General features: G+C 62.3%; 15 protein-coding genes and 1 pseudogene. 11 read left to right on the top strand and 5 right to left on the bottom strand.

Annotation, left to right across the window (positions count from 1 at the left end):
• Positions 1 to 16: 16 nt before the first annotated feature.
• From NKI54_RS16530 to iolD, 3 genes are all read right to left on the bottom strand, one after another.
• Positions 17 to 850: an SDR family oxidoreductase gene (locus NKI54_RS16530; protein ID WP_023676598.1), complete on the bottom strand. Its 834-nt coding sequence runs from the start codon at positions 848 to 850 to the stop codon at positions 17 to 19.
• Between the two features lie 3 nt (positions 851 to 853).
• Positions 854 to 1,753 carry a myo-inosose-2 dehydratase gene (iolE, locus tag NKI54_RS16525; protein WP_023676597.1) on the bottom strand — a complete coding sequence of 300 codons (900 nt, stop codon included), beginning with the start codon at positions 1,751 to 1,753 and terminating at the stop codon, positions 854 to 856.
• Positions 1,754 to 1,878: 125 nt separating this feature from the next.
• A complete protein-coding gene (iolD, locus tag NKI54_RS16520; protein WP_352541472.1) occupies positions 1,879 to 3,726 on the bottom strand; it encodes a 3D-(3,5/4)-trihydroxycyclohexane-1,2-dione acylhydrolase (decyclizing) in 1,848 nt (615 codons plus the stop codon).
• A 107-nt stretch (positions 3,727 to 3,833) separates the two neighbouring features.
• Between iolD and iolG the strand changes: the two genes are divergently transcribed.
• From iolG to NKI54_RS36500, 11 genes and pseudogenes are all read left to right on the top strand, one after another.
• Positions 3,834 to 4,841 carry an inositol 2-dehydrogenase gene (gene iolG / locus NKI54_RS16515; RefSeq protein ID WP_352458352.1) on the top strand — a complete coding sequence of 336 codons (1,008 nt, stop codon included), beginning with the start codon at positions 3,834 to 3,836 and terminating at the stop codon, positions 4,839 to 4,841.
• A 3-nt stretch (positions 4,842 to 4,844) separates the two neighbouring features.
• A complete protein-coding gene (locus tag NKI54_RS16510) occupies positions 4,845 to 6,281 on the top strand; it encodes an NAD-dependent succinate-semialdehyde dehydrogenase (protein ID WP_023676594.1) in 1,437 nt (478 codons plus the stop codon).
• Positions 6,282 to 6,291: 10 nt separating this feature from the next.
• Positions 6,292 to 7,107, top strand: coding sequence for an HpcH/HpaI aldolase family protein (locus tag NKI54_RS16505; protein WP_352579550.1), 816 nt, complete (start codon positions 6,292 to 6,294; stop codon positions 7,105 to 7,107).
• Complete coding sequence (locus NKI54_RS16500) at positions 7,107 to 8,072, top strand: hydroxyacid dehydrogenase (protein WP_352579551.1); 966 nt, start codon at positions 7,107 to 7,109, stop codon at positions 8,070 to 8,072. The genes NKI54_RS16505 and NKI54_RS16500 overlap by 1 nt, the downstream gene beginning before the upstream one ends.
• Entirely contained in the window at positions 8,062 to 9,186 is a 1,125-nt protein-coding gene (locus NKI54_RS16495; protein ID WP_352691971.1) for a Gfo/Idh/MocA family protein, read from the top strand. The genes NKI54_RS16500 and NKI54_RS16495 overlap by 11 nt, the downstream gene beginning before the upstream one ends.
• 137 nt (positions 9,187 to 9,323) lie before the next feature.
• A complete protein-coding gene (locus NKI54_RS16490; protein WP_023676590.1) occupies positions 9,324 to 10,064 on the top strand; it encodes an ATP-binding cassette domain-containing protein in 741 nt (246 codons plus the stop codon).
• Positions 10,057 to 11,157 carry an ABC transporter permease gene (locus tag NKI54_RS16485; RefSeq protein ID WP_156937342.1) on the top strand — a complete coding sequence of 367 codons (1,101 nt, stop codon included), beginning with the start codon at positions 10,057 to 10,059 and terminating at the stop codon, positions 11,155 to 11,157. The genes NKI54_RS16490 and NKI54_RS16485 overlap by 8 nt, the downstream gene beginning before the upstream one ends.
• 58 nt (positions 11,158 to 11,215) lie before the next feature.
• The gene (locus NKI54_RS16480) at positions 11,216 to 12,220 is read left to right on the top strand and encodes a substrate-binding domain-containing protein (RefSeq protein ID WP_023676588.1); all 1,005 of its coding nucleotides are present in this window, start codon (positions 11,216 to 11,218) and stop codon (positions 12,218 to 12,220) included.
• Between the two features lie 210 nt (positions 12,221 to 12,430).
• Complete coding sequence (locus NKI54_RS16475) at positions 12,431 to 13,480, top strand: Gfo/Idh/MocA family protein (RefSeq protein WP_352449985.1); 1,050 nt, start codon at positions 12,431 to 12,433, stop codon at positions 13,478 to 13,480.
• A gap of 311 nt (positions 13,481 to 13,791) precedes the next feature.
• Positions 13,792 to 14,278 (top strand): annotated as a pseudogene (locus NKI54_RS16470) (IS66 family transposase); the annotation flags it as partial.
• 649 nt (positions 14,279 to 14,927) lie between these two features.
• Positions 14,928 to 15,269 carry a transposase domain-containing protein gene (locus NKI54_RS36500; RefSeq protein ID WP_502894573.1) on the top strand — a complete coding sequence of 114 codons (342 nt, stop codon included), beginning with the start codon at positions 14,928 to 14,930 and terminating at the stop codon, positions 15,267 to 15,269.
• Between the two features lie 682 nt (positions 15,270 to 15,951).
• Here NKI54_RS36500 and NKI54_RS16460 read toward each other — a convergent pair.
• A complete protein-coding gene (locus NKI54_RS16460; protein WP_352638478.1) occupies positions 15,952 to 16,212 on the bottom strand; it encodes a pyocin activator PrtN family protein in 261 nt (86 codons plus the stop codon).
• 167 nt (positions 16,213 to 16,379) lie between these two features.
• The coding region (locus NKI54_RS16455; protein ID WP_352579748.1) for a transposase at positions 16,380 to 16,646 on the bottom strand (267 nt) is incomplete at its 5' end.

Raw genomic sequence — 16,646 nt, 5'->3', positions numbered from 1 at the left:
CGCCGGCCGTCGATTCTCAATCAGTGTCGGAAGGCGAGAGCGCCATCGCCTTTTCAGGCACGGCCATGGGGCCGGATGCGGCACCGAGGACTGTCTGGTCGTAATCCACCACCGCACCTGTCATGAGCCCGGCATCGTCCGAAACGAGGAAGTTGACGGTGCGGGCGGCCTCGGCCGGATCGACCAGCCGGCCGAAAGGCAGGTTCGCAACGGCTTTCGCTTCCCAATTGGGATCGCCCGTCTCACTCGCCTGCAATTCTCGCTCGTTATCAGACGCCATCCAGCCGACATCCAGCTGGTTGACGCGGATGCGGTTCTTCATGACGGAAAACGCCGTGTTGCGGGTCAGCGTCGCCAGCGCCGCCTTAGTGGCACAGTAAACGTTGATGAAAGGCTGGCCGGCATGTTCCGAGATCGAGCCGATGTTGCAGATGGCGCCTTCAATGCCGTCGCGGATCATGCGGCGGATGGCCTCCTGCATCAGGAAGTAGGGTCCGCGCACGTTGACGGCGAACAGGGCGTCGAAAAGTTCGGGCGAGGTATCGAGGATGGTGCCACGGTCCGTGCGGGCACCGGCGTTCACCAGCACATGTATCTTGCCATAAACGCGCTCGGCCTCCGCCATCACGCTTCGGCAATCCTCGACTTTGCCGAGATCGGCCTTGACAAAGTGGACAGGCACGCCGGTGTCGTGCGTGATCGCCTCGGCCGCGGCACGGCCCTTCGCCTCGTTGCGGCCGAGAGTGACAAGACCGGCAGCGCCGGCTTCCGCCAGCCGGCGCGCAATGGCCGCTCCCAACCCCTGCGTTGAACCCGTGACAACGCAGACCTTTCCATCCATGCGATTCATACTTCAGCTCTCCACAGTGTAGCCAGCCGCGGCCATGACGCGCCGCAATTCCTTATGCCCGATCTTCGCCATTTCGAGTGGCGGACTTTTGACGGGATCCTGCTCGGCTTCAACGACGAACCAGCCTTCGTAACCGTAGGAGGCCAGCCGCTTCACGATCGCCTCGAAGTCGAGCGAGCCGTCACCGGGTACGGTGAAGGCCCCCTTTACCACTGCGTCGAGAAAACTTTCCCGGCTGCGGTCGAGCCCGTCCACGACCGCTTGGCGGATGTCCTTGGTGTGTACATGCGAAATGCGGGCGTGGTGCTTGTCCACCACCCGCAGCACGTCGCCGCCGGCAAAGGCCATATGGCCGGCATCGTAGAGCAGGGGCAGACCCTCGCCGGAATGCTTCATCAGCAGATCGACGTCCTGTTCGCTTTCGATCGGCGCGGCCATGTGGTGGTGGTAGCAAATCGGCATCCCCTGACCCGCGCACCATTCGCCGAAAGTGGTGAGCTTACGGCCGTAGGCCTTGATCTGATCGTCGTCGAGACGCGGGCGCATAGCCAGCGGCGTTCCGCGGTCGCCCTGAATGGTGCGACCCGTCTCGCCATAGACGATGCAGGGTGCGTTGGTCGCCTTGAACAACTCCATCTGCGCGGCGATGCGGTCCTTCTCTTCATCGATATTGCCGACCAGCAAGCGGCCGGAGAACCAGCCGCCACAGACGCTCATGGCATGCTGCCTCAGGATGGGCTCAAGCACCGCCGCGTCCATCGGGAAGCGGCGGCCAGTCTCCATGCCGGTGAAGCCGGCCTCACGGGCCTGCCGCAGGCACTCCTCCAGCGAGACGTCGTCGCTCAGTTCGGGAAGGTCGTCGTTCCACCAGGCGATCGGCGCGATGCCAAGCTTGGCTCTCATCGTCATCTCCAATCATGATTTTCGAATGCTGCTGGCTGCCTGCGCAGCGACAAAAAACTGCCGGAACAATGCTCAGGGAGTTTTGCATCGTTCCGGCAGGGGACGCCCCCGCGCGCCCGAACGGTTCAGACACCCACGCGCTGCTTCTTGCGACCTTCGGTTTGCGCGGCATGCGCGTCGCGGACCTGCTGGCGCCCGCTGATCTCGGGCACGCCGACGTCCCACCATGCATCCCCGGGCGTCCAGCTGAAGGCGTCGGAGACGATGGCAATGACGGTGGTTCGGTCGGTGGTCTTCGCCCATTCGATCGCTTGGCCGAGATCGGCAAGGCTTTCGACACGCCGCGCCAGCGCGCCCATGGCTTCCGCGTGCTTGGCGAAGTCGACCGAGAACGGCTCCTTGACCCGGCAGTCCTTGATAAGGTTATTGAAGGAGGCGCCGCCCTTGGCGTTCTGCAGCCGATTGATCACCGCATAGCCGCCATTGTCGCATACCACGAGAATCATCTTGTGGCCGGCGAGCACCGACGAATAGATGTCGGAGTTCATCATCATGTAGGTGCCGTCGCCGATCATGACGATCGGCGTGCGGGTAGGGTCGGCCATGGCCGCGCCCCAGCCGGCAGAGATTTCATAACCCATGCAGGAGAAGCCGAACTCGCAGTCGAAAGTGTTGGGTTCCTTCACCCGCCAGTTCTTCATCACCTCGCCGGGCAGTCCGCCGGCCGCGGTGATCAGCAGGTCACGCTCGCCCGCCTTGGCGTTCACCACGCCTACGACCTGCGCATAGGTCGGGACCGGCTCGTTGGTCGGCTTCTGGAAGCCGTCAAGCATCGTGTTCCACTTGGCGAACTCGATGCGACCCTTGTCTGTCCAGGCCCTCTCCGCTTTCCAGTCGCCGAGGGCACCTTCGAGTTCGCTCACCGTCTCCAGCGCGTCGCCGACGACGGCGAGCGCCCGGTGCTTGGTGGCATCCCAGCGTGCGGCATTGATCGAGACGAACTTTGCGTCGGCCGAGAAGGCGCTCCAGGATCCGGTGGTGAAGTCCATGAGCCGTGTGCCGACGGCGATGATCACGTCGGCTTCCGCCGCCAGCGCGTTGGCGGAGGTTGAGCCGACGATGCCGATCGGTCCGACATGCGCGGGGTGGTCGTGCGTAACCGTGCCTTTGCCGGCAATCGTCTCCGCGAGCGGGATCCCATGCCTTTTGGCGAAATCGCCAAGAACCTTCTCGGCACCCGAATAACGCACGCCACCACCCGAGATGATCAGCGGCCGCTTTGCGCCTTTGAGGAGGCGCGTCGCTTCGGCGAGCCGGCTGCGATCGGGCCGGGGGCGCGGCACCTCATTCACCGTCTGTTCGAAGAAGGCTTCGGGATAATCCCAGGCGATCTCCTGCACATCCTGCGGCAAAGCGATGAAGGCAGGCCCGCAATCGGCCGGATCAAGCAGCACCGCAACCGCCTGCGGCAACGACGAGATGATCTGCTCGGGATGGACGATGCGGTCCCAGTAGCGCGTGACCGCCTTAAAGGCGTCATTGACGTTGATGGTCGGGTCGCCGAAGTGCTCGACCTGCTGCATGACCGGATCGGGCCGGCGACTGACGAAGGTGTCGCCTGAGAGCATCAGCACCGGCAGCCGGTTCGAATGGGCGACACCCGCCGCCGTCACCATGTTCAGCGCACCCGGACCGATCGAGGTCGCCGCAACCATGATCTGGCGCCGGCGCTTCGCCTTTGCAAAGCCGATCGCTGCAAGCGCCATCGACTGCTCATTCTGGCCGCGCCAGGTCGGCAGCACGTGCTTCACCGCCTCGAGTGCTTCAGAAAGGCACGTCACGTTGCCGTGCCCGAAGATGGCGAAGACTCCCGGAAAAAGCGGAACTTTCTCGCCGTCGACGACCGTGAACTGGTTGCACAGATAGCGCACGAGCGCCTGTGCCATGGTCAGACGGACGGTGGCCCTGGTCATCTTTGTCTCCTCCCTAACGACGGTCTTTCCAAATCTATACGGAATGCCCATTGACAAATCAATATGTTTGCAACGATCATTGCAAAAATTCAAACCGGGAGGACTTCTTGCTCAGGATAGCTGTGCTCGGCTGCGGTCGGATTGGCAGGATGCATGCGGCAAACATCGCCGCACATCCTCGTGCGGAACTAGCCACCGTCTATGACATCGACGAATCGTCCGCGGAGACTGTCGCGGCGCGGCACGGCGTTCGCGCTTCGGGATCCGCGGACGAGGTATTTGCCTCGGCAGATGTAGATGCGGTCCTTGTCGCGACGGTGACTGACACGCATGCCGACTACATCGAAAAGGCGGTGGCCGCTGGCAAACCCGTGCTCTGCGAGAAGCCGATCGATCTTAGCCTGGAAAGGGTGAACCGTTGCGCCGAAGCAATTTTGTCCAAGGGCGTGCCGGTCCAGATCGGCTTCAACCGACGTTTCGACCCCGGTCATCGTGCGGCGTGGAACGCCGTACGATCCGGCGAGATCGGCGACCTGCACCAGGTTATTATCACCTCGCGTGATCCGGGCATGCCGCCCCGTTCCTACTACGAGGTCGCGGGCGGGCTTTTTCGCGACATGACGATCCACGATTTCGACCTGGCCCGCTTCATGCTGGGAGAGGAGCCGGAGGAGGTGTTCGCCATCGGTGGCCGGCTGATCGACCCGGCCATGATGGCGGAGCTGAACGACTACGACAGCGTCATGGTCGTGATGCGGACCAAAAGCGGCAAGCAGTGCCACATCAACAACTCCCGAACCTCCACTTATGGCTACGACCAGCGCGTCGAGTTGCTGGGCAGCACCGGCATGGTGATCAGCGGCAACAGGAAGCCTCACGAACTGCGCCGCTACTCGGTCGCGCAAACCGAAGCCGCCGCGCCTTATCTCGACTTCTTCATCGAGCGATACCGCGAAGCGTTCGATGCCGAGATCGACGCCTTCGTCACCTGCGTCGAGAAGGGCGAGCCGCCGCTGGTCGGTTTTGAGGACGGGCGCCGCGCCCTGATCCTGGCTGAGGCGGCGATGAAATCGGCGGTCGAAGGCCGCTTCGTGAAGGTCAGCGAGATCGGATAAGCCATGTACGCGAATTACGGACTGTTCATCGACGGGAAGTGGCGCAAGGCATCCGACGGCGGGACGGCGCCGGTGACGAGCCCGGTGACGGAAAAGCCGCTGGGCGAGGCTCCGGTCGCCACCCGCGCGGACACGGAAGAGGCGCTGGTTAGCGCCGCCCGTGGGTTTTCCGCATGGAAATCCAAGGGTGGTTTTGAGCGCGCGTCCGCCCTGCATGCTATCGCGGACGAGATGATCCGCCGCAAGGACGAAGCCGCGCGGATGATCTCCAGCGAGACCGGCAAACCTATTGCCCAGTCCGAGCGCGAATGGGGGCTGGCGGTCGATCAGTTCCGCTGGTACGCCGAGGAGGCCCGCCGGATCTATGGGCGCGTCATCGAATCGCGCGTGCCCGGCGGTCGTTTCGAAGTTCTGCACGAGCCTGTCGGGATCGCAGCCGCCTTCACCGCCTGGAACTTTCCGGCGGCACTGGTCGCCCGCAAGGTGGCGCCGGCGCTTGGCGCTGGCTGCTCGACCATCGTCCGGCCGTCAAGTCAGACGCCCGGGACGGCGATGCTGATGGTCGACTGCATCCGCGCCTGCAATCTTCCTGCCGGCACCGTCAGCCTGGTCGTTGGGCCCACGAGCACGACCTATGCGCCGATCATGGCTTCGCCGGCGGTGCGCAAGGTGTCCCTCACCGGCTCGACCCGCGTCGGCCAGCAGATGATCCGCGATGCTGCCGACACGGTGAAGAAGGTGTCTATGGAGCTTGGCGGCAACGCGCCCCTGATCGTCTTCGACGACGCCGATCTGGATGCCGCGCTCAACGTCTCCGTGCCGACCAAATACGCCAATTCCGGCCAGGTCTGCGTCACACCGGATCGTTTCTTCGTCCACGAAAGCCTGCACGACGCCTTCGTCGAGGGCTTTGTGCAACGCGCCAAAGCGTTGAAACTGGGCGACGGGCTCGACCCATCCGTGCAGATGGGCCCGCTCATCAATGCCGGCCGGCTTTCCGAGATCGAAGACATCGTGTCCGACGCTATGAAAGCCGGTGCGAAGCTCGTCGCGGGTGGCCATCGGGTTGCGGCGTTCAATGCCGGCCATTTTCATGAGCCCACGGTCCTGACCGATGTTGCCGACGACATGAGGGTCTTTGCCGAGGAGAATTTCGGGCCGATCGCGGCGATCACCCGGTTTTCCTCGGATGAGGAGGCGCTCGAGCGGGCGAATGCTTCGCCAATGGGATTGTCGGCCTATGCCTTCACGTCGAGCCCGAAGCGTGCGCGCCGCACGGTAGCCGAGCTGAAGGCAGGCATGGTGGGCATCAACAGCTTCGCTCTCGCCGCATCGGAAGCGCCGTTCGGCGGCACGAAATATTCCGGAATGGGTCGCGAAGGCGGCAGCGAAGGTATCGGTGACTACCTCGACACCAAGCTTGCGCAGATCGTGTTCTGAGGAGGCCGCCTTGATCAAGAACGAGCTCAAGCAGATCTGGGCCGAAGGGCGGCCCACGATCAATGGCTGGCTTTCGATCGGCAGTCCATTCACCGCCGAGATCATGGCCGCGCAGGGCTATGACAGCGTGAGCATCGATGTCCAGCACGGCGCGCTCGACTATTCGATGCTGCTTCCCATGTTCCAGGCGATGCGTGCATCCAGGGTGGTGCCCATGGCGCGCGTGCCGTGGCTGGAGCCGGGCATCATCATGAAGGTGCTGGATGCCGGCGCTTATGGCGTGATCTGTCCCATGGTCAACACCTCGGAGCAGGCGGCTGAGTTCGTCAGCTACCTGCGCTATCCGCCGGCTGGCCAGCGCAGTTTCGGGCCGACACGCGCCAACTTTTCGGCGGGCGCCAATTATGCGGCCGAGGCCAATGACGAAATCCTGGCCTTCGCCATGGTCGAGACCGCCGAGGCGATGCGCAATCTCGATGCGATCGCCGCGACTCCCGGGCTTGACGGCATCTACGTCGGTCCCGCCGACTTGACCTTCAGCTTGCACCAGGGACGTCTCGCACCGGCTTTCGACCGCGAGGAGCCTGACATGATCGAGGCGCTGCGGACCATAGTCGCGGCCTGCAAGAGGCATGGCAAACGCGCCGCGCTCCATTGCGGCACGGCCGACTACGCCGCGCGCGCCATCCAATGGGGCTTCGACATGACCACCGTGTCAGGCGACTCCCGCCTGCTCGCAGCAGCGGCCCAGGCGTGTGTTGCCCGCTTTCGCGAATTGACCGGCGCGAAGCCCGCCTCTCTTGAAGCCGGCAAGGGAGGCTATTGATGCCGCACGTTCTGGTCGCCGGAAAACTTCATCCGAGCGGCATCGAACTTCTCGATGCGTCGCCCGGCGTCACCTACGACTATGTCGAAGATGTCTCCGAACCAAGCTACGCACCTCTGATCGGCAAGGCCGATGGCCTCGTCATTCGCACCCAGCCCTTGTCGGCTCCGACCGTCGCACGCGCCGAGAGGTTGAAGATCGTCTCGCGCCATGGCGTCGGCTACGACGCTGTGGATCTATCCTCCCTCAATCGGCGCGGGATCGCTCTCGCGATCGTCGGCGATGTGAACTCGGTGTCGGTGGCCGAGCACGCCATGATGCTGTTGCTGGCGGCAACCAAGCGGCTGATCCGAGCGGATCGTTCGGTGCGCGGTAACGAATGGGGTTGGCGCAACCGGCTGGAGCCAAGCGAACTCTCGGGCAAGCGGCTTCTGATCCTCGGGTTCGGCCGGATCGGCCGCCACCTGGCGCACATGGCGGCGGCATTCGGCATGGACGTGCGTGCCTATGATCCATTCCTTGAGAGGCAAGGCTGGCCGGAGGGGCCGGTCGCGCCGGTGAGCGATTTGCAAACGGGACTCGCCTGGGCCGATGCGATCTCCGTCAACGTACCCAAGGCCGAGCGCCCGGTGATCGGCCCCGTGGAACTCTCGGCGATAAAACCGACTGCTGTTCTCATCAACACAGCGCGGGGCGGCATCGTCGACGAGGCGGCGCTGATTGCGGCGCTGCGAGCGGGGCGCATCGCAGCGGCCGGTATCGACGTCTTCGACGATGAACCACCCGCCGCGGACCATCCGCTCTTCGGCTTCGACCAGGTGATTCTGACGCCGCACATTGCCGGGCTCACCGCCGAGTGCGGCGAGCGCATGGCAATCTCGTCCGTGCAGAACGTGCTCGATTTTTTCGCCGGGCGGATCGACTCAGCGCTGGTGGTAAACGGAGCCGAGTTGAATGGCCGGTGAAAAACCTCAACTCAGAATCGGCCTGATCGGCACCGGCTTCATGGGCAAGACCCATGTGTTCGGCTTTGCTGCCGCACAACGTGTCTTCGATCTTCCCTACGAACTGGTGCTCCACACGGTTGCGGACAGAACCGAGGACCTCGCCGCGCAGGCGGCGCAGGCCTTGGGGTTCGCGCGGGCGAGCGGGGACTGGAGGCGTCTGGTCGAGGACCCGGAGATCGATATGATCGATATCACGGCGCCGAACGGCTTCCACAAGGAGATGGCGCTCGCCGCCATTGCCGCCGGCAAGCACGTCTATTGCGAGAAGCCGCTGGCGCCCCTTGCGGCGGATGCCCGACGGATGGCCGAGGCGGCGGAAGCGGCCGGCGTCAGGACGCAGGTCGGGTTCAATTATCTCTGCAACCCGCTGCTCGCGCTGGCGCGGCAGATGATCCGCGCGGGCGAGTTGGGCGAGATCCGCAGCTATCGCGGCATTCACGCCGAGGACTACATGGCGGATGCGGAAAGCCCATTTACCTTCCGGCACGATCCTGTCGGCGGTGGCGCATTGGCGGATCTGGGCAGCCATGCTCTGGCCACGGCGGAGTTTCTGCTTGGCTCGGTGGAACGGGTCCTCGGCGATTCCGTCACCGTCATAGCGAGCCGTCCGGATGGCCGAGGCGGGCGCCGGACCATCGAGGTCGACGACATCGGTCGCGCATTTCTGCGTTTTGCCAATGGTGCATCCGGCAGCATCGAAGCGAGCTGGGTCGCCACCGGCCGCAAGATGCAGCACGATTTCGAGGTTTATGGCACCAAGGGGGCGCTCGTCTTCAGCCAGGAGCGCTTCAACGAGCTGCATTTCTACAGCACGGCCGATCCCGGCGGCCGGCGTGGCTTTCGGCGCATCGAGGCCGGTCCGGATCACGATCCCTATGGACTCTTCTGCGTCGCACCAGGCCATCAGCTCGGCTTCAACGATCTGAAGGCTATCGAGATTGCGCGGTTCGTCGATGCGATCGCCGGGAAGCGAGACGAGTCTTTCGGCTTCCGGGCCGGCCAACGCATCCAGGAACTCGTGGAGGCAATTCAGGGCTCGGCCCGGGAGAGCAAGTGGCAGCGAACAGACTGATGCGAGGGAGAGTTGGTCGCCGCCCCGCATGCGTCTGAAATAAACGTTGCATGTTTGTACATTTTGCAATATAGATTGCAGCCGGAGAGAGGTACGTCGGCTGAGTGCTCAAGTCGACGTCGCACAGGGAGGAGAATGTGTCTGTGCTGGACGTACGAAGCGTCTCGAAAAGCTTTGGTGCTATCCGTGCCTTGTCAGATGTTAGCTTCGCGGTTGCTGCCGGCGAGGTGGTTGGCCTGATGGGCGACAACGGTGCCGGGAAATCGACCATGGTGAAGCTGATTGCGGGGAACTTCCCACCCTCCGACGGCGAAATCGCGGTGGACGGCAAGGTCTGCCATTTCCACAAGCCGATCGAGGCACGGGGCGAAGGGATCGAGGTCGTCTATCAAGATCTGGCCTTGGCCGACAATCTGACGGCCGCCCAAAATGTCTTTCTCGGCCGCGAGATGAAGAAGGGGTTTTGGCCGCTCCGAGTGCTCGACAAGCAGGCGATGATCAACCGCTCGGCAAAACTGTTCGCGGAGCTGAAGTCGGAGACGCGGCCGCGCGATCTGGTCAAAAAAATGTCAGGCGGCCAGCGGCAGGCGGTCGCCATTGCCCGCACCCGGCTATCCAACTCCAAGCTCGTGCTGATGGATGAGCCGACCGCGGCGATTTCGGTCCGCCAGGTAGCCGAGGTGCTGGAGCTGATCCGGCGGCTCAAATCGCAAAATGTGTCGGTAATGCTGATCAGCCACCGCATGCCCGATGTGTTCGCGGTCTGCGACCGCATCATCGTGCTGAGACGCGGCTCGAAAGTGGCCGACAAGGCGACGGAGAAGACATCGCCGGAGGAGATCACCGGCCTAATTACGGGAGCGATCCGTGATGCATAGCCAGAGCGACATGCTGAAGGAAGGCCATGCGTCCATCGGTGATGTGGTCGGCATAATAGAGCAGAGCGTTTTCCAGAAGATGATCGCCAGCCAGGCCTTCTGGGTCGCGATCGCGCTTTTCGTGTTGGTGGTCTTCATGACGTGGCTGGAGCCCAGCTTCGGCACGGTCGACAACGTTACCAACACCACCCGCAATTTTGCACCTATCGCCATCATGGGGCTGGGCATGACGGTGGTGCTGATCACCGGCGGCATCGATCTGTCGGTCGGCTCGGTGATGGGGCTGGTCGCGATCGTCGCCGGCCTGCTGCTCACTTGGCACCAGCCTTGGTATGTGGCGTTTGGCGCGGGTCTGCTCGCAGGCATCGCCTGCGGAGCCTTTAACGGTTTCTTCGTGGCCTATATCGGCATGCCGTCCTTCGTGGTGACGCTAGGCATGCTGTCGATCGCGCGCTCGCTGGCGGTCGTGCTGTCCGGCAACCAGATGCTTTACCAGTTCGGACCCGATGCGCCGATCGTCAAGGCCATCGGCCAGGCCAAATGGCCGAGGCACACGCCTGACGGCTGGGTGCCTCATTGGATCCCGGAACTGTCCTCGCAGTTCTGGGTGATGGTGATCCTCGCGCTCATCGTCGGCTCCGTCTTCATTTTCACCGCCTGGGCGCGCCACCTCTTCGCGATCGGCGGCAACGAGAACGCCTCGCGGATGACCGGCGTCCCCGTCGACTGGATCAAATTCCAGGCCTATGTCTTCTGCGCATTTACCGCATCGATCGCGTCCCTGCTGCTGCTCGGCTACAGCGGCTCGGCCATCAACGCGATGGGAACCGGCTACGAGTTGAGGGTGATCGCCGGCACCGTCATCGGGGGGGCCAGCCTGATGGGCGGCTACGGAACCGCGTTTGGCGCTGTGATCGGTTCGGCCTTCCTCGAGGTCATCCGCAACGCGCTGCTGATGGCCGGGATCGATTCGAACTGGCAGGGCGCCTTTGTCGGGGCCTTCATCATTCTTGCCGTGCTTCTCGGCATGCAGACCTCGGGCAAGTCGCTGCGGGCGACGCTGGAGGGTATGTTTACCTGGAAGCGCAAATAGAATCCGGCGGCCGCAAGCCGTCGGGGATAGTGGACGTCAAAACAAAGTGGAGGAACAGGTGAAAAAATACATTCTGACGGCGGCCGTGGCGTTTTCCGCGCTGATGGCAGGGCAGGCCTATGCCCAGCAGAAATACGTCTTCGCCCTTGTGCCGAAGAACATGAACAATCCTTTCTTCGACCAGGCTCGTGACGGCTGCAAGAAGGCCGAAGCCGAATCCAGCGGCGCGATCGAATGCATGTATATCGGCCCCGGCGAGCATGGCGGCGGCGAGGAGCAGGTGCAGATCGTGCAGGACCTGGTGGCCAAGAAGGTCGACGGCATCGCCGTCGCCCCGTCGAACGCCGCGGCAATGGCCGTCGCGCTTCAGGCCGCCAAGGAAGCGGGCATTCCCGTGCTTACCTGGGACTCGGATGTGCTACCGGAGAACAAGGACCTGCGTGTCGCCTATATCGGCACGCACAATTACGAAATTGGCGTCAACCTCGCCAAGATCGTGCAGACCATCAAGCCGAAAGGCGGCACCATCTGTATCCAGTCGGGCGGAGCTGCCGCGGCCAACCACAATGAGCGCATGAAGGGTATACGCGATACGCTGGCCGGCAAGGAGTCGGCCGCCTCGCCAGGTGATGCCCTGACCGGCCAGAACGGCTGGACGGAAGCACCGGGCTGCCCTCTCTATACCAACGACGACTTCCCTCTGTCGGTTCAGCAGTTCCAGGACTTCATGGCGAAGACGCCAAACCTCGACGCCTTCGTGCCGACAGGCGGCTTTCCGCAATTCATACCGGATGCGAATCGCGCTGCGGTCGAGCCGTACAAGGATAAGATCGCCAAGAAGGAGCTGGCTCTGGTCGTCGCCGACACGCTGCCGGTGCAGATGGACCAGATGAAGGAAGGCCTGTCGCTCGGCCAGGTCGGACAGCGGCCGTTCGAAATGGGCTACAAGACCATGCTGGCGCTGAAGGACATCAAGGACGGCAAGCCCGCGCCGGCCGACCCGACCTACACCGGTCTCGACGTCTGCACCCCCGAAACCGCCGACACCTGCATCGGAAAGTAGGCGGGGGGCGCAACTCTGCGGCGGGCGAGGGATGACTCTTGCCCGCCTTTGCCCCTGAGAGGCGACAACAGACCCATCGAGCGACTGGCTCAAATCGACCGCTGCCGTCAGGCCTCAGAGACGCTCCGCTGGCCACGGCGTGACCATTTTTAGACGAGTGCCGGGAGTGATCCCATTCGGGAGGAGCAATTGAGAAAGATACGATATGCCGTGGTGGGCGCGGGCTGGATCACACAGGAAGCCTTTATGCCCGGTGTGTCCCAGACCGGAAACTCGACAATCACGGCGATCGTCAGCGGCTCGGCCAAAAACGCCGCCAAGCTCGCCGAATTCTACGGCGTGGAACACGTCTTCAGCTATGAGCAGTACGACCAGATGCTCGCATCGGACGTCGCCGATGCAGTTTACGTGGCATTGCCGAACTCCATGCATGCCGACTATGCGATCCGAGCCCTGAGAGCCGGCAAGCACGCGCTCGTTGAGAAGCCGCTGGCCACGACCGAGGCGGAATGCGAGGCGATGATCGCCGCCGCCAATGAGAGCGGAGCGTACCTGATGACGGCGTATCGGCTGCACAACGAGCCCGGCACTGTCGAGGTGCTGGAGCGCATCCGCAGCGGTGAGATCGGCGATCCCCGCATCTTTGCCGCGGTCTTCTCCTTCGTAGCGTCGTCCGACAATCACCGCCTCAAGGCCGCCTATTGGGGCGGTCCCTTGCAGGACATCGGCGTCTACTGCCTGAATGCCGCGCGCCATATCTTTGCCACTGAGCCGATCGAGGCAGTCGCGGTAAGGAGTTTCGGCAGCGCCTCAGTCGGGGAGGTAGAGGAAAGCATTGCCGTGACGTTGCGCTTCCCCGAGGGCCGGCTTGCACAGTTCATTGCCAGCTTCGGCGCGGACAATTCGGATTTTTACCACGTGGCCGGAACGAAGGGGAGCGTAACGGCCGACCCTGGCTTCCGTTTCGAGACTGCCGTGCAAATGAAGCTTCGGCATGGCGACATCAGAACCGAAAAGACGTTCCCGCAGACAGACCATTTCGCCGGACAGACCGCGTATTTCTCCGACTGCATCCTGAATGCACAACCGCCTGAAGCCGACGGTGGAGAAGGATTTGCCGACGTGCGCGCCCTGCTTGCCATTGAGCGCGCCGCCAGCACCGGTCAGCCTCAGAAGATAGACACGCCGGCACGGCAGGTTCATCCTACTGCGGATATGATCCGCATCTTGCCTACAACGGACCAGCGGCTGCTTCTCTGACGCGCTTTCGCCCGCGGAGCCGGCCAGGATTCATTGCGAGAAGCCTCTCACGAAACGGCATCGCGTACCGCGTTGTACCGTGCAACCGTTCATGCGGAGGCAGTCACGATCTTGTTTCCGAACGTGCTCGACGGGCTGCGCTGGGTGAAATTCATCCAGGCGGCCGCCGACTCGCACGAGGCCGGAAAAGCCCGGACAACCGGCTGGCTTGACTGAACGCATTGGAATAATACGGAGGTCAACTTGAGTATACGCGTTGGAATTATCGGCGTAGGGTAATGGGTGCGGATCACGCGCGGATGCTCGCATCACCTCAAGCCCGGCTTGCCGCCCGACGGGAGCATTCCGCGCCCATCATCGCTGCCCTGAAACCATGGTTCGAAAAGCAGCTATCGATGATCTCCTCCGGCTCTGGCCTGGCCGAAGACATCCGGCATGGGCTCGGCCACTGGCAAGGCCTGACCCGCTTCCTGGACGATGGCCGCCTGGAACTCGACACCAACCCGGTTGAAAACGCGATCAGGCCAGTATGCCTGACCAGAAAAAAATGCCCTGTTTGCAGGTCACGAAGTCGGGGCCGAAAATTGGGCGCTGCTCGCCTCCATCGCCACCTGCAGGCTCAACGACGTCAACCCGGTCGCCTACCTCGCCGAAACCCTCGACGCCATCATCAACGGCCATCCGCAGACCCAGATCGAGGAACTCATGCCCTGGCGATTCCGAAAAACGTCAAGCCCAAATCCACAGGCGATCCGCGAGGCGCTCACCCTAAGTTTTATCATTGACGGTCTGACTTGACGTCTGGCCCGAGGGCGGCGTTCGCTACTATTCCGAAACTTAAGGTTTCGCCCTACCGCGTAATTGGGGTCGGCTGTCTTAAGAGGGCCGCTGCCCACGGTGCCTACTTCTTAACGCATTGGCGGACTGGTGCGGCCGAGCAAACTTCGCCCACGCCGCAGTCCAGGTCGCGTGAACAAGGTGTCGGCATTTGCGGTGGCTCCAGCGTGACGAAGGGCGTCCTCGGCTCTTCCCCCGGTCTCGCCGTTCTCGGGAGGAAGGCGCCGGGATCACCGAGCGACTTCACATATCGATAGAATGACCGAATGTCGCTCTCCGGCATGACGCGAACGTTGTACCAAGGCATCGGCGGCAATGTGCGAAGTGTCTTGATGTAGGTTACATACCCGTCTTCGCTAAGGTCTTGCGCGCTCCATCTCAGATTGCTTGCATACGTTGTGCCCCACGGCCCCCGCCAACCTATTACTTTCCCTCTCAATGCCTTGGTGGGGTCGAGTGCGCCTTCGGCTTCCCTGTAGCCGTCAGTATGGCAGTCGTGACAGCTGCCGATGATGGAAACCAGCCGTCCTCTCTCGACAGACACCTCCTCTGCCGCAAACGCTGCCCCCGATGCTGTCAATATTGCTGAGCCAACCAGGAGCTTAATGAAGTGCATGGTAGCCTCCAGCGCCCTCACACCGCTCGCTCAAAGCCAATAACAACGTCGAGACTTTACCACAATTTTGAAAGTTGGGGTGGGGAAAGCAACGGATCGTTGGAGGCAATAGTCCCTAAGAGGCTCCTGGGACACTGTCGACAATCGCAGCACAGCACTACGTTCGACAACTGGGCGCTGCTCGCCTCCATCGTGGCCACCTGCAGGCTCAACGACGTCAACCCGGTCGCCTACCTCGCCGAAACCCTCGACGCCATCATCAACGGCCATCCGCAAACCCAGATCGAGGAACTCATGCCCTGGCGATTCCGGAAAACGTCAAGCCCAAATCCATAGGCGATCCGCGAGGCGCTTACGCTTCCACCGCAACGGTCTCGCTGCTTTCGCCCCTGCGCACCGAGATCAATTCGGGTCTGTCGCGAGGAACGGCCTATCCCGCGGACTGGCGTCCTCGCTTCACCGATGCCTATCGCCTGCAGGCCCAGGCCTGGATCCATTCAATACTCAGCGGAATTCCGGCCGGAGCAAGCTGCTGGACGGATACCGGGCTGCAATCGCTGCCGAGGCGGGTCTGCAATCACTATCAGAAGGGCGAAAGGCAGTTATTGGCGCAATGAGTAAGCCAGAACTGTACAAATAGCTGACGGCATTTGAATTCATAATGACCTCGGCAGCCGACTAATAATCTTCTTTTTCAGGCCCCTCCCGTCAGCGTGTTCCACGCAGCCGGTGCGCTGCTTCGGCTCGTCGCAGGGACACGTGCGTGTTCTGTAGGATCATTTCGCGAAAAGCCTCGTTTGATACTGCAAAGTTGTACCATCGTGTCCAACATCAGATGGGACGCAGTCCCAGCAAACATGCAGTTCAGACAGTCGATTACGCGTCTTTGTTGAAGTGGTGCTGTACCAAATGCAGTACCGGCCTTGAAACGGTTGATCCAGTTCGTCGCTCATCAGGCCATAAGCCGCGGGCGGCTGTGTACGGCAGGGCTGAACGAAACCTCATTCACGCTCCCTCGCTACTCCGTGAGACCCCTCATTTCCTTTCTCGCAGCCTCAGTCCGGAACTCAAGGTATTTGGCCAAATCGGCGAGATGGACGCCCTTGGCACACTTCTGACTGTCCTCGATCCGCACGAGCGGAAGGGCAATTTCCCACATGGAAATCTTTCGGACCAACTTCGGCGGCGTCAGGTGGGAGAAATAGTCTCGGCAGACCTCATCGATCGGGATGATGGCCTTGCCACCATACTGAGCCATCAAAAGCAGTGCTGTGTTCATTCCAGGTTGCTATCCCTGTTAGGAGCTTGGCAGACTAGCAAGCCGCCCAACGGGTTCAACGGAGTTGTGTGCGTCAAGTTCTGCAAAATGGCGTGGCATTGCGGTGACGTCGGCGTGTCCGCCGCGCAGCCCCCGTGTTTAGCGGAGCGGCGGACACATGACGGTGCTCAGGCGGCCAAGGCCCTCAGGCTCTCCTTCTTGTGCTCGCGCAGATGATCCATGTTGAGGTAGCGGGTCGCCTCGAGCCAGTTCTCGTGGATCTCCACCGCCAATGCCCGAACCAGCCGCAGACAGCTCCGCGGGTTGGGGAAGATGCGAACGACCAGGGTGCGCCGCTTGATCTCCTGGTTCAGCCGCTCCAGCATGTTCGTCGACTTCATGTGCTTGTGGTGAGCTAGCGGCAGCCGATAGAAGCTCAGCGTCTCCTCGATGTT

This window comes from Mesorhizobium sp. M0663 (assembly GCF_040320585.1).
In the GTDB taxonomy this organism is placed as follows: Bacteria; Pseudomonadota; Alphaproteobacteria; order Rhizobiales; family Rhizobiaceae; genus Mesorhizobium.
The sequence above is the reverse complement of the archived record's forward strand: the minus strand, read 5'-3'. Positions and strand labels throughout refer to the sequence as shown.